At 75.0% G+C, this 22,560-nt stretch carries 17 protein-coding genes; 6 read left to right on the forward strand and 11 right to left on the reverse strand.

The annotated features are described in order from the left end of the window. Nucleotides 1–64: 64 nt before the first annotated feature. From ACA511_RS23385 to ACA511_RS23400, 4 genes are all read right to left on the reverse strand, one after another. The gene (locus ACA511_RS23385; RefSeq protein ID WP_375026703.1) at nucleotides 65–3,406 is read right to left on the reverse strand and encodes a hypothetical protein; all 3,342 of its coding nucleotides are present in this window, start codon (nucleotides 3,404–3,406) and stop codon (nucleotides 65–67) included. Between the two features lie 114 nt (nucleotides 3,407–3,520). Next, nucleotides 3,521–4,963, reverse strand: a complete 1,443-nt coding sequence (locus ACA511_RS23390; protein ID WP_375026704.1) for an aldehyde dehydrogenase — start codon at nucleotides 4,961–4,963, stop codon at nucleotides 3,521–3,523. A gap of 127 nt (nucleotides 4,964–5,090) precedes the next feature. Continuing rightward, complete coding sequence (locus ACA511_RS23395) at nucleotides 5,091–5,519, reverse strand: dCMP deaminase (RefSeq protein WP_375026705.1); 429 nt, start codon at nucleotides 5,517–5,519, stop codon at nucleotides 5,091–5,093. Beyond that, complete coding sequence (locus tag ACA511_RS23400) at nucleotides 5,512–6,162, reverse strand: RibD family protein (protein WP_375026947.1); 651 nt, start codon at nucleotides 6,160–6,162, stop codon at nucleotides 5,512–5,514. Before ACA511_RS23400 ends, ACA511_RS23395 begins: the two co-directional genes overlap by 8 nt. A gap of 156 nt (nucleotides 6,163–6,318) precedes the next feature. Here ACA511_RS23400 and ACA511_RS23405 point away from each other — a divergent pair, with 156 nt between their 5' ends. Then, the gene (locus tag ACA511_RS23405) at nucleotides 6,319–7,446 is read left to right on the forward strand and encodes an exonuclease SbcCD subunit D (protein WP_375026706.1); all 1,128 of its coding nucleotides are present in this window, start codon (nucleotides 6,319–6,321) and stop codon (nucleotides 7,444–7,446) included. Beyond that, nucleotides 7,443–10,466, forward strand: a complete 3,024-nt coding sequence (locus ACA511_RS23410) for an AAA family ATPase (protein WP_375026707.1) — start codon at nucleotides 7,443–7,445, stop codon at nucleotides 10,464–10,466. Before ACA511_RS23405 ends, ACA511_RS23410 begins: the two co-directional genes overlap by 4 nt. A gap of 24 nt (nucleotides 10,467–10,490) precedes the next feature. On the opposite strand, the gene ACA511_RS23415 is transcribed toward ACA511_RS23410, so the two are convergent. Beyond that, on the reverse strand, nucleotides 10,491–10,856 hold the full coding sequence (locus ACA511_RS23415) for a PH domain-containing protein (protein WP_375026708.1): 366 nt from the start codon (nucleotides 10,854–10,856) through the stop codon (nucleotides 10,491–10,493). A gap of 378 nt (nucleotides 10,857–11,234) precedes the next feature. Between ACA511_RS23415 and ACA511_RS23420 the strand changes: the two genes are divergently transcribed. From ACA511_RS23420 to ACA511_RS23430, 3 genes are all read left to right on the forward strand, one after another. Then, nucleotides 11,235–12,317, forward strand: coding sequence for a multicopper oxidase family protein (locus ACA511_RS23420; RefSeq protein ID WP_375026709.1), 1,083 nt, complete (start codon nucleotides 11,235–11,237; stop codon nucleotides 12,315–12,317). A 65-nt stretch (nucleotides 12,318–12,382) separates the two neighbouring features. Then, entirely contained in the window at nucleotides 12,383–13,858 is a 1,476-nt protein-coding gene (locus tag ACA511_RS23425; protein WP_375026710.1) for a multicopper oxidase domain-containing protein, read from the forward strand. A gap of 20 nt (nucleotides 13,859–13,878) precedes the next feature. Then, on the forward strand, nucleotides 13,879–14,388 hold the full coding sequence (locus tag ACA511_RS23430) for a hypothetical protein (RefSeq protein ID WP_375026711.1): 510 nt from the start codon (nucleotides 13,879–13,881) through the stop codon (nucleotides 14,386–14,388). A gap of 80 nt (nucleotides 14,389–14,468) precedes the next feature. Here ACA511_RS23430 and ACA511_RS23435 read toward each other — a convergent pair whose 3' ends face one another. From ACA511_RS23435 to ACA511_RS23460, 6 genes are all read right to left on the reverse strand, one after another. Beyond that, a complete protein-coding gene (locus ACA511_RS23435) occupies nucleotides 14,469–14,789 on the reverse strand; it encodes a GroES family chaperonin (protein ID WP_375026712.1) in 321 nt (106 codons plus the stop codon). A 10-nt stretch (nucleotides 14,790–14,799) separates the two neighbouring features. Next, complete coding sequence (locus ACA511_RS23440) at nucleotides 14,800–15,729, reverse strand: NAD-dependent epimerase/dehydratase family protein (protein ID WP_375026713.1); 930 nt, start codon at nucleotides 15,727–15,729, stop codon at nucleotides 14,800–14,802. Nucleotides 15,730–15,772: 43 nt separating this feature from the next. Next, on the reverse strand, nucleotides 15,773–16,543 hold the full coding sequence (locus ACA511_RS23445) for a trypsin-like serine protease (protein ID WP_375026714.1): 771 nt from the start codon (nucleotides 16,541–16,543) through the stop codon (nucleotides 15,773–15,775). Continuing rightward, nucleotides 16,513–17,499, reverse strand: a complete 987-nt coding sequence (locus ACA511_RS23450; RefSeq protein ID WP_375026715.1) for a DMT family transporter — start codon at nucleotides 17,497–17,499, stop codon at nucleotides 16,513–16,515. Before ACA511_RS23450 ends, ACA511_RS23445 begins: the two co-directional genes overlap by 31 nt. Before the next feature lie 120 nt (nucleotides 17,500–17,619). Beyond that, nucleotides 17,620–18,387, reverse strand: a complete 768-nt coding sequence (locus tag ACA511_RS23455; protein WP_375026716.1) for an SDR family NAD(P)-dependent oxidoreductase — start codon at nucleotides 18,385–18,387, stop codon at nucleotides 17,620–17,622. A 10-nt stretch (nucleotides 18,388–18,397) separates the two neighbouring features. Continuing rightward, nucleotides 18,398–19,891: a flavin-containing monooxygenase gene (locus ACA511_RS23460; protein ID WP_375026717.1), complete on the reverse strand. Its 1,494-nt coding sequence runs from the start codon at nucleotides 19,889–19,891 to the stop codon at nucleotides 18,398–18,400. A gap of 115 nt (nucleotides 19,892–20,006) precedes the next feature. Here ACA511_RS23460 and ACA511_RS23465 point away from each other — a divergent pair, with 115 nt between their 5' ends. Next, nucleotides 20,007–22,523, forward strand: coding sequence for a DUF4132 domain-containing protein (locus ACA511_RS23465; RefSeq protein ID WP_375026718.1), 2,517 nt, complete (start codon nucleotides 20,007–20,009; stop codon nucleotides 22,521–22,523). The last annotated feature ends 37 nt before the right edge of the window (nucleotides 22,524–22,560 follow it).

Here is a 22,560-nt window from a genome sequence, read left to right on the forward strand (position 1 = left end):
CGCCCCTTCCCCTCCGTAGCTGATCGTTCCAGTCATGTGACGCGGTGGGAAGACGGAAGGTTGGTCACTCTTCCGACACGAGGATGCCACGCGCGGTGAACGCCACGTCCGGGGCCGGATGCGCGCGCAGGGCGCGCAGGACGTCCCGCCATTCGGGCGGCCAGCCCGCGCGCGGCCCGTGCCGGCCGGCGAGCGCGCACGCGAACAGTCCGCCCGCCACGTCGCCGCGCCCGGCGAGCCGCACCGCGTGCGGGTGCGCCTCGGCGGGTTCCGGGAGGCCGGGCCGCGGGGCCCCGCCGTGCCCGGCCGCGCGGTGCGGGCCGTCCGCGAGGGCCTCGGCGACCCGCTGGACGGCGAGGACGGGGGCGTCCGCGCAGGCGTCGGCGAGCGCGTCCGCGGCGGTGTCCTCCCAGCGGAGGGTCGCGGCCGTCAGCTCCCGCGCGAGCTGCGCGGGGAGCCGCTCCGTGACGGCCCGCAGGACGGGTTCGGCGGCGTCGCGGCGGTGCGCGGCGGCGCGCCGGAGCGCACCGGCCAGCGCCGCCAGCCGCTGCGCGGCCGGGAGGTCCCGCTCGGGCTCGGCGTCCGCGGCGTCCCCGGCCTCCGCCAGCGCCGCGGCGGCGTCCGCGAGCGCCGCCGTCCCGGCGCCGCCCACCGCGCAGCCGACCAGCGTGGACAGCGCGGCGTTCCAGCGGCGCGTCCCGCCGAGGTCGGTGAGCACGCCCGCCAGCAGGGCGGGGACCTCCGGCGCCCATTGCGCCCAGCGGCCGAGCGCGGGCAGCGCCGCGTCGGACGCCTCCGGGTCGGGGGAGCGCGCCACCCGCACGACCAGCGCGGCGTAGTCGGCGCGGAACGCGTCCTCGATCTCGTGCGGCCACGCGCCGAGCACCTGGCGGGCGAGGTCGCGCGGGCCGCCGGCGGCCTCGGCGAGGATCCGCCGGGCGGCCGGGTCGGCCAGGTGCGGCCGGACGGCGGACGCGATCGCCGCGCGCACGTCCCGGTGCTGGCCCGGGTCGTCCCACGCGGCGGCGACGGCGTCCATCGCCTCCGGCGCGCGGGTGCGCAGCAGGATCCGCAGCGCCTCCTTCCGCGCGGTGATCCTTCCGTCGGCGAGGACGGGGCGCAGCAGCGCCGCCAGCGCCGTCGGCCGGACGAACCGCGCCGCGCGCCCCGCCGCGTAGACGGCGACGTGCGCGTCGTCGGAAGAGGCGTGCGCGAGCAGGTCGGGCAGGACGTCCTGCGGGCGGGCCGTCCAGGGCGCGGCGGTCAGCGCGGCCCGGCGCAGGCGCGCGTCGTCCGACGCCAGGTACGGGCGGAGCCGGGCGGCGTCCACCCCGGGGACCTCCGCGATCGCGGCGACCGCGCGGGCCCGGTCGGCGTCCGGCAGCCGGGCGTCGCCCGCGACCCGGTCGAGGAGGGCCAGGTAGGCGGCGTGCTGCCGGGCCGTCCAGCGCCGTGTCCAGCGCGGGTCGACCACCGGGACGTAGGTGACGCCGCCGCGCCGGAACCGTCCCTCGGGCGCGGACTCGGCCAGGACGAGGTGCAGCAGGTCGGTCCGCTCCGCGGCGATCGCGGCGAGCACCGGCGCGAGCCCGGCCGTCGACGGGTCCCCGCCGACGACGCGCTCCACCCGCTCGCCCCGCGTCCCCGGCGGCTCCAGCCAGCACGCGACCGCCTGCCGGATCACGCCGTCGTCGCGGGCGCCGACGGCCCGCTCCAGCGCGTCCTGGAGCGCCGGGACCCCGCGGGCGCGGCGCCCGAGCGCCCGGACGAGCAGCAGCGCGAGCGCGTGGTCGTCGCGGCGCGCGCCCTCGTCGAGCAGCGGGGCGAGCCGCTCGACGAGCCGGTGCTCCTGCCCGCGCCGCAGGACGCGGTCCAGCCGGGGGAGGGGGAGGTGGGGGGTGCGGCCGATGATCCGCCTCATCAACCCGATCCCGGACACCGTCAGCGCGGCGTCGTCGCGGACCGCGCCCTGCTCGAAGAGCACGCCGCCGAGCCGGACGAGCGCCGGCCGCGTCGCGTTCGAGCAGTCGCGGGCGTTCAGCGCGTCCTCGGCGAGCCGCTCGAAGGCCGGCGCGTGCCCGGCCCCGAGCGCCGGCCCGGGGACGGCCGCCAGCGCCCGCAGCGCGGCGACCCGCACCGGCTCCTGCTCGTTGCGCAGCCGCCCGAGGGACTCCAGCAGCGCGGTCAGCACGGCCGGGTCGCGTTCGCGCCCCGCGCACGCGACGAGCAGCGCGTACCCGGCCGCGCGGTCGTCGGCGTCCGGCCGCCGGGTCAGCTCCTCCAGCACGGGCCGGGCCTCCTCGAACGGCAGGAACGCCGAGACGGCCTGCACCCGCCGCGGGTGCTCGGCGACCGCCCGCAGCCCCAGCATCCGGCGCGCCTCGCGGATCCGCACGGCGCGCGGCAGGACGTCCAGCAGCGCGCCCCCGAGTTCGCGCGCCGCCAGGTCGATACCGTCCGTCGCCGCGTCGAACAGCGCGCCGCGCCGGCCCGGCGGGGCGGCCGTCAGCAGCAGCCGCAGCGCGTCCTCGTCCTCCCGGACGGCGCGGGCGACGGCGGCGAGCGCGTCCCCGCCGAGGCGGGCGAGCCGATCCCGCATCGAACGGCGCCGGATCAGCGAGGCCAGCAGCGGGCGGCAGCCGTCCGCGAGCAGCAGCCGGAGCGTCCGCTCCGGGTCGGCGTCCAGCAGCGCGCCGATCCGGGGCAGGAGCGCGTGCGGCAGGCCGCCGGCGTGCCAGTGGTCCTCCAGGAGGCCGAGCACCCGTCCGGGGTCGTGGCGCAGCGCGGCCGCGACGCCCGGCCCGTCCCAGTGCCACCAGGTGGAGCGCGCGCCCGGCGTCAGGGCGGCGAGCTCCCGTTCGGCGTGGTCCAGGAACGCCTCCGGATGGGCGCCGCCCAGCGCGTGCCGGTTCGGGACGGCGTGCGCGAGCCGCCCGAGCCGCTCGGCCACCCGCTCCGGGGTGCAGGCGGGCAGCAGCGCCGCGGCCTCGTCCGCGCCCCACCGCGCCAGGACCGGCACGATCAGCGCGTCCGCGAGGTCCGCGCGGCGGTGCCGCCGGACGGCCCGGTACGTCGCGGCCCTCAGCGCCTGCGGGGCGTCCGCGAGCCGCTCCGCGAGCGGCCCCGGCGCGGCCGCGTACCGCACCGCCAGCCGCGTCGCCCGCAAGGCCAGCACCGCGTCCGGGTCGCCGGCCGCCGCCGCCAGGTGCGCGAGGGACGCCTCGTCCCGCACGGCGGACGCGACGGCCAGTGCGACCGACCGCTCGTAGTGCCCGCGCCCGCCCAGCTCGGCCAGCAGCGCGGCGAGTTCCGGCGCGCCCCGGGAACGCCGCAGCTCCGCCAGCCGGCGGACGCGGGCGTGGTACGGCAGGGGCTCGATCTCGGCGAGCAGATCATCAGCGCGCATGACGCGCATCGTGCCCGATCCCCCGCCCGCTTTCACCCGCTTTTCCGCTCTTCGCGGACGTCAGAGGCCCCGATCGGCTGATCGGGGCCTCTCAGGCGTGCGGCGGAGCGGGGGTCAGGCGGACGGGGCGGGGTGGGGGATGGACTTGTGCTCCAGGTAGGCGTTCAGGCCCTCGGGGCCCAGCTCGCGGCCCAGGCCGCTGTTCTTGTAGCCGCCGAACGGGGTGTTCGGGTCGAGGGTGTACATGTTGACGCCGCAGCTGCCGGTGCGGATGCGGCGGGCGACGTCCACGCCGTGGTCGACGTCGGACGTCCACACGGAGCCGCCGAGGCCGTAGTCGCTGTCGTTGGCGATCCTGACGGCGTCGGCCTCGTCCTCGTAGGGGATGAGGACGAGCACCGGGCCGAAGATCTCCTCGCGGGCGATGCGCATGTCGTTGCCGACGTCGCCGAACAGGGTCGGCGCGACGTACCAGCCGCGGTCGTGCGGGCGGTCGAGTCCGCCCGTGATCAGCTTGGCGCCCTCGTCCTGCCCGATCCGGATGTAGTTCTCCACGCGCTCCTGCTGCCGCTTGGCGACGAGCGGGCCGATCTCGGTGGCGTAGTCGGCGGGGTCGCCGACGTTGAGGCCGCCGACCATGGCGGCGAGCGCGTCGGCGACCTCGTCGTAGCGGCGGCGGGACGCGAGGATGCGGGTCTGCGCGGCGCACGCCTCGCCGTTGTTCATCAGCGAGGCCAGCTTGAAGCCCTCGACGGTGGACGGCAGGTCGGCGTCGTCCAGGATGATCGCGGCGGACTTGCCGCCGAGTTCGAGGGTGACGCGCTTCAGTTGCTCGCCGCAGACCGCGCCGATCTTGCGGCCGGCGGCGGTGGAGCCGGTGAACGACACCTTGTCGACGCCGGGGTGCGCGACGAGGTGCGCGCCGACCTCGCGTCCGGCCGGGACGAAGTTGACGACGCCCTCGGGGATGCCCGCCTCGCGGATCCACTCGGCCAGCAGGTAGGTGTCGAGGGGCGTCTCGGGGGACGGCTTGGCGACCACCGTGCAGCCGGCGATGAGGGCCGGCGCGAGCTTCAGCATCAGCGTGAACTGCGGGACGTTCCACGGGACGATCGCCGCGACGACGCCGACCGGCTCCTGGGTGACCGTGACCGGCCCCAGCATGCCCTGCCGCTCCTCCTCCCACGCGTAGGAGCCGGCGAGGTCGACGTAGTACTGCAGGACCATCTGCGGGATGGCGGCCTGCCCGAACACCGAGAACATGATGGGCGACCCCATCTGGGCGGTGCAGAGGTCGGCCATCTCCTGCTGCCGCTCGGCGTAGATCGCCGAGAGGCGTCCGACGATCTCGGCGCGCTCGGCGGGCGTCATCCGGGGCCAGGGGCCCTCGTCGAACGCGCGCCGCGCCGCCGCGACCGCGGCGTCGATGTCGGCCTCGGTGCCCTCGGGCACCCGTCCGATGACCTCCTCGGTGTGCGGGGAGATGACGTCGATCGTGCCGGTGCCGGCCGGAGCGGCCCACTCGCCGCCGATGAACAGCCGATCGTGCTCGCGCATGGTGCTGTGCCTCCCTGCCCGCCGGGCGAGTTCGGTAACCGAATGCTTGCTTGGGCACAGCATCGCATGAGGTCCGGGGGCGTTGGCAAGAGGAATGAGACTCGCGTCTCATTCGTCCGTCCGGGCGCTACAGGAGGTGGGCGTTGGGCTCGCGGGCGCGCCCGCGCAGCTCGGGGAGCTCCAGCAGCTCCACGCCGGCCGCCTCCAGGAGCTCGGCGCCCGTCCCCTCGGCGAACAGCTGCGGTTCGCGCCAGGCGAAGACGACGCGGCGGGCGCCGGAGGCGATGATCAGCTCGGCGCAGGGGCGGGGACGGGACGCGCGGTGCCCGCACGGTTCGAGCGAGCTGTAGACGGTCGCGCCCGCCAGGCTCCCGGGCGCCTTGGCGAGGGCGGCCTCCTCGGCGTGGTCGTGCGGGTCGTGCTCGCGGGAGAAGCCGCGCGCGACCTCCCGCCCGTCCGGGCCGACGACGACCGCGCCGACGGAGAACGCGGTGCCGGACGGCGGGCACAGCTTCGCCAGGTCGCAGGCCAGGTCCAGCCAGCCGAGGTCATCCACGCGACGCCCCGATCAGGTAGCGGAGGAGGACCAGGTCGCCGATGCGGGTGACCTCGGCGAGGCGCATCGGGCGGCCGGGGCTCTGCGGGAACACCCCCGACCGGACGAACCGCGGCGCGGACGGGTCGCCGATGAAGAACGGCGCCACGACGAGCTGGAGTTCGTCCACCACGCCGGCCGTCAGGAACAGCGTGTGGACGCCGCCGCCCCCCTCCACCATCAGCCGCCGGACGCCCCGCGCCGCGAGGTCGCCCAGGACGGTCGGCAGCGCGAGCGGGTCGCCGGCGTCGATCACGTCGGCGCGGCCGTCCAGCCGCGGCGCCAGCTCGGCGGCCGTGCCGGACGGGGCGTACACCAGCTTCGGCGCCTCGCCCGCGGTGAAGAAGCGGGCGCCGGGGTCCAGGTCGCCGCTCCACGTCAGCGTCACCTTGGCCGGGTCGGCGGGCAGCCCCCGCGCGGCGCGCTTCTCCCGGCGCGCGGCGGAGCGGATCAGCAGCTTCGGGTCGTCGGCCCGCACCGTCCCGGCGCCGACGAGGACGGCGTCGCAGCCGGCGCGCACCGCGTCGACCCGGTCGAAGTCCGCCGGGCTGGACAGCCGCAGCCGCTCCGGGCTCGCGTCGTCGATGTAGCCGTCGGCGGACATCGCGCAACTCAGCAGCACATAGGGACGCTCACCGGGACGTTCGCTCACGAACCAACCCTACGGGAGCCGCGCCGATGCGGTATTCGAAGATCGTTTGGGGTGGCTCGGCGTTTCTGCGCCGGATGTGTCGGAGGGGGTGCCTATGGTTGCTGCGACATGCGAATCCTGCACACCTCCGACTGGCATCTCGGCAGATCCTTCCACCGCGAGGACCTGCTGGCCGCGCAGGCCGCGTTCGTCGACCACCTGGTCGAGACCGTCGCGGCGGAGCGGGTCGAGTGCGTGCTGGTCTCCGGCGACGTGTACGACCGCGCGCTGCCCGCCGTCGACGCCGTGAAGCTGTGCAATGAGGCGCTCGAACGGCTCGCCGAGCGCGCCCGGGTGGTGCTCATCGCGGGCAACCACGACTCGGCGCGCCGCCTCGGGTTCGGGTCGGCGCTGATGGACAAGGCGGGCGTGCACGTCCGCACCGACTTCGCGACCGTGGGGGAGCCCGTCGTCGTCGGCGACGCCGCCTTCTACGGCGTCCCGTACCTGGAGCCCGAACTCGTCCGCCACCCGTGGGACCTCCCCGAGCGCAGCCACGCCGCCGCGCTGACCGAGGCCATGCGCCGCGTCCGCGCCGACGCGGCGGGCCGCGCGGAGCGCTCGGTCGTGCTGGCGCACGCCTTCGTGACCGGCGGCGAGGCCAGCGAGAGCGAACGCGACATCTCGGTCGGCGGATCGTCGCAGGTGTCGGCGTCGGTGTTCGAGGGCGTCGACTACGCCGCGCTCGGCCACCTGCACGGCCGCTGGCGCATCACCGACCGCGTCCGGTACTCGGGCTCGCCGCTCGCGTACTCGTTCTCCGAGGAGCGGCACGTCAAGGGCTCGTGGCTGATCGACCTCACGGCGGACGGCGTCGCCGGCGAGTTCGTGGAGGCGCCCGTCCCGCGCCGCCTCGCCCGGGTGCGCGGCCGCATCGACGACCTGCTCGGCGACCCGTCCCATGACGGGCTCGAAGACCGCTGGCTCCAGGTCACGCTGACCGACGCGCGCCGCCCGTCCGCCGCGATGGAGCGGCTGCGCCGCCGCTTCCCGCACACGCTCGTCCTCGGCTACGACCCCGAGGGCGGCGGGACCGACGGCGCCCGCCCCTGGTCCGACCGCGTCCGGGAGCGCTCCGGCCCCGACGTCGCGGGCGACTTCGTCGCCGAGGTCACCGACGGCCCCGCGACGGCCGCCGAAAGCGCCCTCCTGCACGAGGCGTTCGAGGCGTGCCGCCGGAAGGAGGCCCTCGCGTGAGGCTGCACCGGCTGGAGGTCGCCGCGTTCGGGCCCTTCTCCGGGGCCGAGGAGATCGACTTCGACGCGCTGTCGGACGCCGGGCTCTTCCTCGTCCAGGGCCGGACGGGCGCGGGCAAGACCAGCATCCTGGACGCGGTGTGCTTCGCCCTCTACGGGCAGGTGCCGGGCGTCCGCAACAACGTGAAGGGCCTGCGCAGCGACCACGCGCCGCCCGCCGCCGGGCCGCGCGTCGTGCTGGAGGCGACGATCCGCGGCCGCCGGCTCCGGATCACGCGGTCGCCCGCGTGGGAGCGGCCGAAGCTGCGCGGGTCCGGGACGACGACCGAGCACGCCAAGGTCGTCCTCGAGGAGTTCGAGCACGGCGCGTGGACCGGGCTCACCACCCGGCTGGACGAGGCGGGCGACCTGGTGTCGCGCATGCTCGGGATGAACGCCGTGCAGTTCTGCCAGGTGGCGATGCTGCCGCAGGGCGAGTTCGCCGGGTTCCTGCGCGCCGGGGCGGACGAGCGCCGCAAGGTCCTGGAGCGGCTGTTCGCGGCCGAGGTGTTCACGCAGGTGGAGAAGTGGCTGGCCGACCGGCGCGCCGCGACCGGGCGGGAGGCCGCCGAGCTCGCCGCCGCCGCGGCCTCGGTCGCGGACCGGATCGCCGAGACGACCGGGGCGCGGTCGCCGCGCGGGGAGCGTCCCGCCGTCCCGCAGCCGCGCCGCGGGGAACCGGCCGCGGAGCCGTTCGCCGACGTGGCGGCGCTGCCCGCGTGGGCGGCCGAGCTGGCGGGCGGGCACGCGGACGTCCGCGCGGCCGCCGAGGAGCTGCGCGCGGGCGTCGCCGCGACGCTGCGCGCGGCCCGCGAGGCGCTCGACGGCGCGCGGGCGCTCGCCGACCGGCAGCGGCGCCACGCCGACGCCGTCGCCCGCCGCGACGCGCTGGCCGGGCGGGCGGAGGAGAAGTCCCGGACGGCGTCGCGGCTCGACGCCGCGGCCCGCGCCGACCGGGTCGTCCCGCTGGTGAAGGACGTGCGGGAACGGCACGGCCGGGCGGTGCAGGCGCGCCGCTGGGCCGAGCAGACCCGCGCGGAGGTCGCGGCGCTGCTGCCGCCCCGGGCGCCGGAGGACGTCCTCGCCAAGGCCGAGCGCGACCGCCGCGACGAGGCCGCCGCGCTGGAGGGACGCCGGCACGAGACGAGCCGCCTCAAGCAGATCGAGAGCGAGCGGGCCGGCATCGTCCGGGAGCTCGCGCGGCTCGAACCCGAGGAGGCCCGGCTCGGCGCGGCGCTCGCCGACCTGCCGGGCGCCATCGCGGTGCGGCAGGCCGAACGCGACGAGGCCAGGGCCGCGGCGGCCGCGCTGCGCGGCTCCGAATCCGCCGCCGGCGCCGCACGGCAGCGGCTGGAGGCGGCCCGGCGCCGCGACCTGGTCGAGCAACTCCTCGGCGAGGCGGAGGCCGCGCACCGCGACCACGTCGATGCCGCACAGGGCGCTCGGCAGCGGGTCCTTGACCTTCGCCAGGCGCGCCTCGACGGGATGGCGGCGGTCCTCGCCGGTGAGCTCGAGGACGGCGAGCCGTGCCTGGTGTGCGGCTCGGCGGAGCATCCCGCCCCCGCGGCGTCCCTCGGCCTGATCCCGACCGAGGAGCAGGTCGACGAGGCGCAGGCCGCCGCCGACCGCGCGCAGGACGACCGCGAGGACGCCGCGCGCCGGGTGGAGGCGCTCCGCACCGAACGCGACGGCCTCCTCCAGACCGTCGGCGAGGCCGCCGTCGAGTCGCTGAGCGGGGAGTCGGCCGAGGCCGAGCAGGCCGTCCGGGAGACGGCGGCGCGCGCCGCGGCGGCCGAACGGCTGGAGGAGGCCCTCCAGCGGGACGAGCGCGAACTCGATCAGGTCCGCGATCGGCGGGACGAGGTCGCGCGCGTCCTCACCGCGAACCGCCAGCAGGACGGGAACCTCGCCGCCGAACAGGCGCGCCTCGCCGCCGACCTCGACAGGGCGCGCGGCGGCGACCCCACGCTGGAGGCGCGCATCGCCCGCCTCGCGGGCGAGGCGGCGGCGCTGCACGAGGCCGTCGAGGCGCTGCGCGGCGCCGGCCGCGCCGACGAGGAGCTGTCCGCCGCGCGGGCGCGGGCCAAGCAGGAGGCGGAGGAGCAGGGCTTCGCGACGCCCGAGGAGGTCCTCGAAGCCGCGATGCCCGACGAGGACCAGGGCGCCCTCCGCGACCGGATCCGCCAGCTGGACGACGAGGAGGCCCAGGTCCGCGCCATGCTCAAAGACCCGGCGCTCATCGCGGCCGCCGCCGAGCCCGCGCCCGGCCTGCCCGGTCTCGAAGCGGCGCTGGCGGGGGCGGAGGCGGCGCACGCCGAGGCCGTCAGCGCCGCCGACCGCGCCCGGTACCGCTGCGAGCGCCTCGCCGAGCTGCGCGGGCAGCTCGGCGGGGCCGTCGGCGCCTGGCGGCCCGCCGCCGAGCGGCACGAGGTCGCCGAGCGGCTCGCCGGCCTGACGTCGGGCAAGCACCCCGCGAACCGGCGCGACATGTCGCTGTCGGCGTACGTGCTGGCGGCCCGCCTCGGCCAGGTCGTCGCGGCCGCGAACGAGCGCCTGCACCGCATGTCCGGCGGCCGCTACGCCCTCGTCCACACCGTCGACAAGGCGGCGGGCGACCGCACGAAGGGCGCCGGCGGCCTCGGCCTCCGCGTCGCCGACGCCTGGACGGGCCTGACCCGCGACCCGGTCACCCTCTCGGGCGGCGAGTCGTTCATCACCTCGCTGTCCCTGGCGCTGGGCCTCGCCGACGTCGTCACCGCCGAGGCGGGCGGCACCGAGATCGGCACGCTGTTCGTCGACGAGGGCTTCGGCACCCTCGACGAGGAGACGCTCGACGAGGTCATGGACGTCCTGGACGGCCTGCGCGACGGCGGCCGGGCGGTCGGCATCGTCAGCCACGTCGCGGAGCTGCGCGCCCGCATCCCCGCCCAGCTCCGCGTCACCAAGGACCGCACCGGCTCCACGGCCCGGATCGTCGTCTGACCGGGGCGGCGCGCCGCCCGGCCGTCACGAGATGTACTGAAGGATCACGTTGTGGACGTGGTGGCTCTTGTCGCTGCCGCGGAACTCGACCTCGTAGGTGTGCGTGCCCACGTTGATCGCGATGGATCCGGTGGAGAAGTAGGACCCGGCCCACGACTTGTTGCTGACCACGCTCACCGAGGTGATCTTGGAGTAGGGGACGCTGGTGATGGCGTACTTCTTGCCGGCGAAGCTCTTGTCCTGAATGATCACCCGCCGGTCGGTGAGGCCGATGAACCCGGTGCCCGCCCCGACCGCGTCGTAGACGGCGATGATCTGCTCGCCGGGGATCAGCCCGCTCTCGATCTGCTTGAGCTGGCTCGACCTGTCGTGTTCGATGTCGTCGCCCATGCGCCCTCCTGATGATCGTCGTGCCGGTTCGACGTCTGCCCGGCATGTCCCGTTCCGTAGGGCAGTGTCGCAGCCGCTCCGCCGGGTCACCAGCGCGTCGCGTCCGCCCCGCCCAGAAGGCGCCAGGACGCCCCGGGCCTGAGGCGGCCGAGTGGAAAAAACCAGTGTAATTGCCTCAATGGTTCCCGTCGCGGCGGGGTCGATCCAGTCCGCGCGGGTTCAGACGATCGCCGCGCGGCATCGCGCTGACCAGCCATTTCCCTTTCTCCGCAGGCGCTGTGCGGTGCTTCACACCCGCTGCCCCTGGACGTGTCACCGGTTTAAATAATAAAAACTAATCCTGCTAGTAAAAATTAGGACCCGGAAGGGGTCGACAGGATGGACGGTGCTAGATCGAGAGTGCTGATCGCGGCGGTCGCGTTCGCGGCCGCGCTGACCGTGTCGCTGTGGACGGTTCCACGCGGCGGCGCGGCCGAGGCGGGGCACTCGGCGGAGTCGTCGCACTCCGCGGAGCCGGCCGCGGCGGCCGGGTCGCCCGCCGCGGAGCACGGCGGGACGTCGCACGACGCGTCCGGCGACGGCGGTGCGGACGGCTGGAAGGCCATGGACGAGGCCATGGCCGAACGGGACAAGAGCTTCCCCGCGGCCACCAAGGGCCAGGGCGGCCAGGACCTCGCCCCCAAGGTGCTGAAGGACGGGACCAAGGAGTTCCACCTGACGGCCAAAGCCCTGAAGTGGGAGGTGGAACCCGGGAAGGTGGTGGACGCCTGGGGCTTCAACGGCATGGTGCCCGGCCCGACGATCCGCGCGGACGTCGGGGACAAGGTCCGCATCGTGGTGAAGAACGAGCTGCCCGAGCCGACCAGCGTGCACTGGCACGGCATCCAGCTGCCCAACAAGATGGACGGCGTCCCCAACGTCACCCAGGACTCCATCAAGCCGGGCGCCTCGTTCAACTACGAGTTCCCGGTGACCCGGATCCAGGACACCTGGTACCACTCGCACTACAACGGCACCAAGCAGGTGAGCAGCGGGCTGTGGGGCGCGATCCAGTTCGGTGACATGCCGACTCCGCACAAGGAGAAGGTGGCGCAGAAGCAGGTCATCCAGATCCAGGACGCGGGCGTCATCGGGATGACGCTCAACGGCAAGTCCTTCCCCGCCACCAAGCCGCTGAAGGCCCGGCTGGGCGACTGGGTGCAGGTCACCTACGTCAACGCGGGCACGATGGCGCACCCGATGCACCTGCACGGCGTGGACCAGGTGATCATCGCCAAGGACGGGTTCCCGCTGGAGCAGACCTACAAGGCCGACACGATCAACGTCGCGCCCGGCGAGCGCTACACCGTCCTCATCCACGCCGACCAGCCCGGCAAGTGGATCTGGCACTGCCACATCTTCCCGCACGCCGAAGGCTCCCAGGGCATGTTCGGCCTGGTCATGGAGATGCAGATCAGCTGATCGCGGCCGGCGCGGGCACCGTTCGCGCGACCGCCCGTCCCCCCAACGCACGTCTGGAGTGAACCATGCCCATCACCCCCGCGCCGGACCATCCGGCGCCCGACAGACCGCCGGCTCCGGCCCGCGCGCGCTGCCGCTGGACCGCGGCCTTCAGCGGGCTGCTGCCCGTCATCAGCGCGGCGCTCGCGCTGGGCCTGATCGTCGGACTGCTCATGGTCAGCGCCTCGCCCGGCCACGAGCACGGCACCCTGGCCGCCGCGGAAGGCGGCGCGTCCGCCGCCGGCGGCGAGGCGGCCCTTCCCGGGAAGGGCAAGAAGGTCACCCTCGACTTCGAAGAGGGCGACATGTACATCAAGCCGAACAAGGTCACCGTCCCGGCGGGCGCCGACGTCACGGTGAACGTCGTCAACAAGGGCAGCCAGGCGCACACCCTGAGCCTGCTCGGCAAGACCAACGCGCAGCTCGAACCCGGCAAGTCCGAGACCCAGCACTGGGGGGTGCTCACCGAGTCCACCCAGGCGTGGTGCGTCATCCCCGGCCACAAGGACGCCGGCATGCTCGTCGAGATCACCGTCACCGGCGGGCAGAACGCCGCGGCGGCGGCGGGCGGCACCGCCGCCGGCCCGGCGGCGAGCGGCGCCGCCGCGACCGGCGACGCCGCGAACGCCAAGATCGACCCGGCCGCGAAGCCCGCCGCGGGCTGGAAGCCGTACGACCCGGCGGCGCCGGTCAACGACGGCAAGGACGTCCACGAGGCCACCTTCACCGTCACCGAGAAGGAGATCGAGGTCGCGCCCGGGGTGAAGCAGACCCGGTGGACCTACAACGGCACCGCGCCCGGCCCCGTGCTGCGCGGCGACGTCGGCGACACCTTCCGGATCAAGCTCGTCAACAAGGGCTCGATGGGGCACTCCATCGACTTCCACGCCTCGAAGGTCGCGCCGAACGTCCAGATGCGGACCATCAAGCCCGGCGAGACCCTCGTGTACGAGTTCAAGGCGAGCTTCTCCGGCATCTTCACCTACCACTGCGGCTCCGACCCGATGATCTACCACATGGGCAACGGCATGCACGGGGCCCTGATCGTCGACCCGCCGGGCCTGGACAAGGTCGACAAGGAGCTGGTCCTCGTGCAGTCCGAGCTGTACCTCGGCCCGCAGGGCAAGCCCGGAGACCTGAAGAAGATGCAGTCCGGCGAGTACGACGCGGTGGTCTTCAACGGCTACCACAACCAGTACGTCCACGCCCCGGTCAAGGTGAAGGCCGGTGACCGCGTCCGCGTGTGGGTGGACGACGGCGGCCCCAACGAGAACGTCGCCTTCCACGTCGTCGGGACGATCTTCGACACGGTCTGGAAGGAGGGCGCCTACACGCTGCGCAGGGACAACAAGGAGAAGGGCGGCGCCCAGGTCCTCGATCTGCAGCCCACGCAGGGCGGCTTCGTCGAGTTCACCCTGCCGGACGCCGGCACCTATCCGTTCCTCGGCCACAAGATGAAGAACATGGCCGCCGGCGGCCTCGGCGTCTTCCAGGTCGGCTGACCCACCCAAGGAAGGTGATCATGGCAACCATCGAAACCGGCGCCGAGCGGGCCGTCCCGGCGGCCTCCCGTCCGTCCTCGATCCCGCCGGTGTCCGCGGCCCGCCGCGTCGCGGCGATCGGATCGGTCCTCGCCGCGTTCGCCCACTACGCCGTCGTGCCGGAGCATCTCGGCGAGTGGTGGGCGTACGGCGTCTTCTTCAGCGCGATCGCCCTGTTCCAGCTCGTCTGGGCCGTGCTCGTCCACACCGGGAGCGAGCGGGCGGTGCTGCTGTCCGGGCCGGCGGTCAGCCTCGGTGTCCTCGCCCTGTGGGCGGTGAGCCGCACGAGCGGCCTGCCGTTCGGCCCCGACGCGGGGGAGGCCGAGGCGATCGGCGTCCTGGACGTGGTCAGCGGCGCCGCCGAACTGGCGGTGGTCGCCGGAGCCCTGCTCGCCCTGCGCGGCCCGCGCCGCAAGGCGGCGGTCGCAGCGGGAGCCGAGGACGCAGCGGGAGCCGAGGGAGCAGAGGAGGCGTCCGAGCGGGCGGGCTGACGCCTGCTCTGTCCGGCACGCGTCCGTCCGGGGGGTGACCGCACCCGCTGGGCGGACGCGTGCCGGACCGGGACGGGGCGTCAGAGGTAGAGGCCGGTGCCGTGCTCGGGGCGCTCGCTGGCGATGGCGTGCAGGTCGCGCTCGCGCATGACCAGGTAGTTCTCGCCCTGGATCTCGACCTCGTACTGGTCGCCGGGGTGGAACAGCACGCGGTCGCCGGGCTTGACGATCCGCACGTGGTGGCCGACCCCGCAGACCTCGCCCCACACCAGGCGGTTCCCCTGCTCCACGGTCGCGGGGATGACGATCCCGCCGGTGCTGCGGCGCTCGCCGCTGTCCTTCTCGATCTTGATCATGACGCGGTCGTGGAGCATCTGGACTTCGAACTTCGGCGCGGACACGCGGGCGAGTTTAGCCGTCCGCGCAAGTCAGGGCCGACCAGGAGCCCGCGATGATCTCCGGCAGGGCGGAGCGCACGGGCCGCCAGCCGAGGTCGGCCCGGATCGCGGAGGCGTCGCAGAGCAGCACCGGGGCCTCCGGCCGGGCCGGGCGGCGGCGCGTCGGCACCGGCCGGCCGGTCACCCGCTCGACCGCGGCGATGACCTCCCGGACGGCCGCGCCGGCGCCGCTGCCGACGTTGTAGACGCGGTCCTCGCCCGGCCGGACGGCCTCCAGCGCCAGCACGTAGGCGGCGGCGAGATCGTCCACGTGCAGGTACTCGCGGACGGCCAGCCCGTCGCCGTTGACGTCCAGGTGCGGGGCGCGCCCGGCGGCGACGGCGAGCGCCTTCGGGATCAGCCGGGTCTCGTCGGGGTCGGCCCGGCCGTCCACCGAACCGGCGACGTTGAACGTGCGCAGGACGACCGCGCCGGCCGCGCCCGTCCGCGCGTGGAACCGGACGGCCTGCTCGGCGGCCAGCTTCGACGCCCCGTACGGGCTGGCCGGCGCCGCCGCCTCGCTCTCCGGGATCGGCTGCCGCTCCGGCGTCCCGTACACGGCCGCGGTGGACCCGAACACGAGGCGGTCCGCGTGGACGGCCTCCAGCAGGTTCACCGTGCCCTGCACGTTGGCCGCGAAGTACCGCAGCGGACGCTCGAACGACTCGCGGACGCGGGTGAGCGCCGCGAGGTGGCACACCCCGTCGTACGGTCCGCGCGGCAGCCCGTCCGGGACGAGGAGGTCGCCGCGGACGGGGCGGACGCCGTCCGGCAGCCCGGCGTCCCGCCGCACCGGTCCCGCGTCCCGCCGCACCAGCCCGTCGACCTCGTGCCCGGCCGCGGCGAGCCGCCGCCCGACCGCGTACCCGATGTATCCCGCCGCCCCCGTCACCAGCACTCGCATGGAGGCCAGCATCCAGCCGCGCGCCCGGTCCGGCAACGCCGGGTCAGGGCAGCGAGTCGAGCCGCGCGTAGACGCCGGGGTAGCCGGGCTTGCCGCAGCCGTACCCCCAGGAGACCAGCGCGACCACGCGGCCCCGCACCAGCAGCGGGCCGCCGCTGTCGAACTGGCAGGAGTCCGCCGCCGCCGACCCGGCGCACAGCATGTCGGACGGGTCGAACGCGCCGCCGTACGCGCGCTCGCACGCCGCGTTCCCGGGGAGGGGCGCGCGGGCCGTCCGCAGACGGGTGTTGAACAGGTCGTTCTCGGACGTGAAGCCCCAGCCGGCGATCCGTCCCGTCCGGGCGGAGCCGGGCGACCCGAGGACGGCCGCGGGGCGGTCCACGGGCCGCGCCAGCGTGAGGACGGCGAGATCGTGGTGGCCGACCGTCTCGTCCTTGAACGACGTCTCCCGGTACTCCGGGTGGACGCGCACGGATGTCACCGCGACCGTCCGCCCGCCCGTCCCGGTGAGGTCGTCCCGGCCGAAGGTGGCCGTGAGGAGGCCCGGCGCCGAGCGGAACATCGAGACGCAGTGCGCCGCGGTGAGCACCCGGTCCGGCCCGACCAGCGCCCCGCCGCAGAACTGGCCGGACGGCCGGACGAAGAAGAGCGGCGACCCGACCGCCGCCAGCCACGGGTACGCGGCCGTGGACGCCGGCGCGCCGCCCACGACGGCGGACGCGGGCACGGCCGCCGGCGGGACGGCCGCCAGCGGGACGGCCAGGGCGGCGCCGAGCACCGCCGTCAGGACGGACCGGCGGGAGAGGAGGGCCATCTCGGCAATGTACGAGCTTCGAGGGCGGGGCGCACGGTGTTCCGGACGGCCGGTTCCGGCGCCTGCTCCTCGTAGCGGGGGAACAGCACGAGCGCGATCAGCGCGAGCACGAAGCCGCCCGCCCGCAGCAGGAACGGCCCGGTGTCGCGCGGCCAGTCCTCGCCGAACATGACGGAGCTGGCGAGGATCAGGTAGCTGCGGCCGATGACGGTGAGCACCACCGCGACGATCGCGACCCGGCAGCGCTGCAGCGCGACCTGGAGCTGCCCGAGCGCGATCGCGGCGAGGCCGATCGTGAGGTACGGGTAGACCGACTCCATGACCGCCTGGACGCTGCCCGTCTCCCGGTAGACGATCGAGATGCCGCGGATGCCGGCCTCGGCCAGCCCCGCGCACGCCCCGGCGCCGATCCCGTACGCGACTCCGGCGAGCTTGCGGGCGTGCCGGCCGCTCGCGCGGCGGTCGCCGACCAGCCACACCAGCGCCGCGACGACCACCGCCGGGGCGCAGATCGCGATCATCGTCCAGGGCCGGACGAGCGTGCCGGTCAGCGTGGCGTCGGCGTGGACCTCGCCGTCCTCGGTGGCGGAGAGCCCGATCAGCATCGTCGCGAGGACGAACAGCGCGACGCTCGTCCACTCCCGGACGCTGAGCCGCTCGTCCAGGAACGCCACCGCGTACGCGACGAGCATCACCAGGGCGACCGCGAAGATCGGCTGTGCGACGGCGAGCGGCATCGCGGAGAAGGCCACGACCTCGTAGCCGAGGCCGAGGAACAGCAGGAGCCCGCCGCCGAGCCACAGCGGGTCGGTGAGCATGAGCCGGGCGACGCGGAACGGGCGGCTGCCGCGCAGCGGCTCCATGCGGCGCGCGGAGGCGCGGAAGACGAGGAACGCGATGTAGTAGACGGTGGTCGCGATCAGTGCGAGGGCGGCATAACCCAGGTCGGAACCCATCGGGAGGAACCTCTCGGTGGACGGCGGACAGGGCATGTCGTTCGGCGCGCCATCGAATCGACCTGTCCTCTCAGACTGCCCTGTCGGACTCCTTGGTGCAAGTGACCGCTTACTGGACGGTCAGTCGTATTTCCTTCCGGTGCCGGACGACAGCCGCGCGACCAGCCCGCCGGGGACGAGCCGCGCGGCGCCGTAGAGCGCCTTGTACTGCGCGCCCGGGATGCTGATCTGCGCGCCGCGGCGCAGGTCGCGGAGCGCGGCGTCGACGACGTCGTCCTTGTCGAGCCACATGAACTCCGGCAGGCCCGACATGTCCATCCGCGCCCGCTCGTGGAACTCGGTGCGCACGAAGCCGGGGCACAGCGCCATCACCCGGACGCCGCCGCGCGAGCGCTGCCTCAGGTCGGCCGCGATGCCGCGGCTGAAGCCGACCACCCACGCCTTGGACGCCCCGTAGGTGCCGCGCGTCGCGAACGCCGCCATCGACGACACGTTGACCACCGCGCCCCGGCCGCGTTCGAGCATCCCCGGCACCGCGGCGCGGGTGAGCCGCAGGACGGCCTCGCAGTGCACCTTCAGCATGGTCAGCTCGTCCGACACCGGGACGTCGAGGAACACGCCCCGGTTGCCGAACCCGGCGTTGTTGACCAGCAGGTCGACGTCCTCGCGGACGCGCTCCTCGGCCGCCGCGAGCCCCTCCTCGGCGGACAGGTCGGCGGGCAGGGCCTCGGCGCGGACGGCGTACTTCCCGCGCAGCTCCGCCGCGGCGCGCTCCAGGCGCTCGGCGTCGCGGGCCAGCAGGACCAGGTCGAACCCGTCGGAGGCGAGGCGGCGGGCGAACGCGGCGCCGAGGCCGGCGGTCGCGCCGGTGATGAAGGCGGTCGGCATGCTCCCGACCCTATGCCGCGCCGGGTCCGCGCGGGGCCGCGCCGGGCGGGGCCTGCGCGGCGCGCCGGGCGGTGAAGTGCCGGGGGTCGGGGCGGCGGGTCGCGCGGCGGCAGGCGAACGTGAACCCCGGCCAGTTGTTGACGACGGTTCCGTCGGCGGTCATGTACCAGCTCTGGCAGCCCGCCTCCCACACGGTGGCGCGCATCCGCTCGCGCATCTCGCGGGTGAACGCGTCCTGCACGTCCGGGCGGACGTCGATCCAGGCGAGGCCCGCTCCGCGCAGCGCCTCCACGCAGCCGAGGACGTACCGGAACTGCGACTCCAGCATGTAGATGATCGAGTTGTGGCCCAGGTTGGTGTAGGGGCCGTACAGCAGGAACAGGTTGGGGAAGCCGCTGACCGTGATGCCGAGATGCGCCTGCGCGCCGTCCCGCCACGCCTCGTTCAGCTCCCGGCCGCCCCGCCCGACGATCTTCATGGGGGAGAGGAACTCGGTGGAGCGGAACCCGGTGCCGTACACGATGACGTCCACGTCGTACGAACGCCTCGCGGTCGTGACGCCGGACGGCGTGATCCGCTCGATCGGGTCGGTGACCAGGTCGACGTTCGGCCGCGCGAGCGCCGGATAGTAGTCGTTGGAGATCAGGATCCGCTTGCAGCCCATCGGGTAGCGGGGGATGAGCGCCTCGCGCAGGACGGGGTCGCCGACGCCGTCCGCCAGCGCCTTCTTGAACCGCTTCTCCAGCAGCGCCATCAGCTTCGGGTACTTGACGAACCCCAGCGCCCGCGCCTCGTAGGCCGCGTACGTGTAGCCGCGGTTGAGCTCCCACAGCCCCGGCGTGCCCTTCATGACGGCCTGCTGCCACGGCCGGTACACCCGGTCCGGCTTGTCGATCACGTAGGGCGCGGACCGCTGGAACAGCCGCAGCTCGGCCGCCCGCCCGGCGATCTCCGGGACGAACTGGACCGCGCTCGCGCCCGTCCCGACCACCGCGACCCGCTTGCCGCGCAGGTCGGCTCCGTGGTCCCAGCGGGCGGAGTGGAAGCTCGTCCCGGCGAACGAGTCGCGGCCCTCGATCTCCGGCGGCACGGGCCGGTTCAGCTGCCCGCACGCCGAGACCAGCACCCGCGCCTCCAGGTCGCCGCCGGTCGTGGAGACCCGCCAGAGCGCCGCGTCCTCGTCGAACCGGGCCTCGGTGACCTCGGTCCCGAAGCGGATCTTCTCCAGCACCCCGTACTTGCGGGCGCAGTGCCGCAGGTAGTCGAGGATCTCGGGCTGCGGCGGGAACCGGCGCGTCCAGTCCGTCTTGCGCTCGAAGGAGAACGAGTACAGGGGGGACGGGACGTCGCACGCCGCGCCCGGATAGGTGTTGTCGCGCCAGGTGCCGCCGAGCCCCCCGGCCTTCTCCAGGATCACCACGTCGTGGATGCCGGCGGCGCGGAGCCGGATCGCCATCCCGATCCCGCCGAAACCGCTTCCGATGATCACCACGCTGTGCGTCATGGCCGTCCCGAACCTCGTTCGACTGCGGTATGCACCGAGCCTAGGTGACCATGAGGTCACAGGCCAGGCGCCGCGATCGCGGGTTTCCGTCGGTCCCCTCTGGCAGCATCCGGCCATGCTCTACGACACGCTCGCCGCCGAGGCGCGCGCGGGCGACGGCCTGGACGACGTCCGGCTCGCCGCCCTCGCGGAGGCCCGCTGGGCGCTCGACCTCGTCGCGCCCCTGGTCTTCCCCGAGCTCCTCGATCCCCGGCTCGCCCCGGGCCGGGCGAACGAACCGTGGCACTCCGGGCTGCTCGACAGGCGGCGCGAGAAGCGGCGCACGGTGGTCCGCACGGAGTTCGAGAAGCGGCTGCCGTCCTGCCCGGACGCCGAGGGCAGGGCGTTCCTGGTGGCGATGCTGCTGGCCGCCCGCACCCACGACTGGCTGCTGTGGCAGTACGCGTCGCACCTGCGGCGGGCGTCCGCGCGGGCCGGGGGCTGGTCCCGCGGCGAGGCGGCGGTGCTGCTGGACTGCGCCGCCTCCGTCTCCGACGGAGGCCGGCTCCCCGAGGCGCTCGCCGTCGCCCTGTCCGCCGCCGAGTCCCTCGACGAGGAGGGCCTGCGCGAACTGGAGCCCCGGCTGCGGCGCACGGCCGCCGTGTTCGCCCGGCTGGACGTCCCCGCCGGGTACCGCCCTTCGCTCGCCAAGCGCCTGTGGGCCCTGCTGGAAACCCTGGACGAGGCGTACGTCCCGGACGGGCTGCTCCCCGTGCACGACACGTGGGCCGCGCCGCTCCGCGGCCTCACCCGGACGGCGCCGACGGTCGCGGTGGCCCGGTTCGTCCGGCATCTGGCGGGCCTGTCCGCCCCGCGCCCCTCGCAGAAGTGGCGCCGTGCCTGCGTCTCCCTCGCCGGAGCGGCCGGTGTCCGCGACGAGGGGGCGCAATGCCTTCGCGGGCTCGCCGAGGACGAACCGGCGGGCCACCGCGGGCCCGTCCACCACGGATTCGTCCACCACGGGCTCGTCCACCACGGGCTCGTCCACCAGGACCACGCGGATCTCGCCCGCGGCGTCGTCTGGGCGGCGACCCTGGCCGGCGGCCCGGGGACCGCGGCCCGCCTCGAGACGCTGGCCCTGCGCGCGGGGACGTCGGGCGCCAGGCTCCCCGAGGACCTCAAGCTCGCCGGTGCGGCGATCAACGCGCTGGCCGCGGCCGAGGACGCCGGGGCGCTGGAGTCGCTGTGGCGGCTGCGCGCGAAGATCAAGGACCGGGCGCTGCGCAAGCAGCTGGGCACCGCGCTCCAGGCCGCCGCCGGACGCCGGGGCATCACGCCGGCGCAGCTCGTCGAGCGGACCGTTCCCGCGCACGGCCTCGCCCCGGACGGCTCCGCCGAGGCGACGCTCGGCGAGCACACCGCGCGGGTGGCGATCGAGGACGCGGCGACGGTCCGCCTCACGTTCACCGGCCCGGACGGCCGCCCCTCGCGGACGGCCCCCGCCCCGGTCAAGGACGGCTTCCCCGGCGAGCTGAAAGAGCTGAAGGCCCTCGCCAAGGACGTGCGGGGGACGCTGTCGAGCGAGCGGGCGCGCATCGCGGGCCTCATGTCGCAGGACCGCGTCTGGACCTACGGCGAATGGTGCGAGCACTACCGCGACCACCCGGTCAGCGGGGCCGTCGCCCGCGGCCTGATCTGGGAGTTCCAGGACGGGCGCGGCGACTGGCGCGCGTCGCTCGCAGACCCGGGAGGCGAGGCCGTCCAGGTGCGGCTCTGGCACCCCGTCCGAGCGGCGGCCGGCGACGTCCGGGCCTGGCGGGAGCGGGTCGCGGCCGACCGGATCCGGCAGCCGTTCAAGCAGGCGTTCCGCGAGATCTACCTGCTCACCCCGGCCGAGGAGGAGACCGGGACGTACTCCGACCGGTTCGCGGCCCACATCGTCCGGTACCCGCAGCTCTACGCGCTGTTCAAGGAGCGCGGCTGGCAGGCCGATTTCCTCTCCGGGCACGACGGCGGCTACAGCGGCGAGGCGCGCGGCCTGTTCGGCGGCGGGGAGTGGCGGGCGTCGTTCCACCACGACCCGGCCGAGGAGGGCTTCGACCACGCCCCGGAACACGCCGCGACCGACCAGGTCCGCTTCGAGCGCAAGAACGGCGCCCGCTGGCGGGAGGCGCCGCTCGCCGACGTCCCGCCCCCGGTGTTCAGCGAGGCGATGCGCGACGTCGACCTGTTCGTCGCCGTCACGTCCATCGCCGCCGACCCGCGGTGGGCCGACCGCGGCGAGGACCGCCACGCCGCCTACTGGCGCGAGGCGACGGTCGGCGCGCTGACCGCGACCGCCGAGGTCCGCCGCGCGGCACTGGAGCGGATCCTGCCCCGGACGAAGATCGCCGACCGCTGCCGCCTCGACGGCCGCTACCTGGTGGTGCGGGGCGGGCTGCGCACCTACCGGATCCATCTCGGGTCGGCCAACGTCCTGATGGAGCCCGACGACTCCTACCTCTGCATCGTGCAGGCGAGGGGCAGGGGCCGGAGCGCGCTGTTCCTGCCGTTCGAGGACGAGCGGCTCTCGCTCATCCTCAGCAAGGCGTTCCTGCTCGCCGCCGACCACGAGATCACCGACCCCGCGATCCTGCGCCAGATCAGCCCTTGATCATGTGAAACGCCGGGAAGCGTCGGCGGCTTCTGGA

Origin of the sequence: Actinomadura sp. GTD37, from assembly GCF_041951365.1 — a bacterium.
Classification (GTDB): domain Bacteria; phylum Actinomycetota; class Actinomycetes; order Streptosporangiales; family Streptosporangiaceae; genus Spirillospora.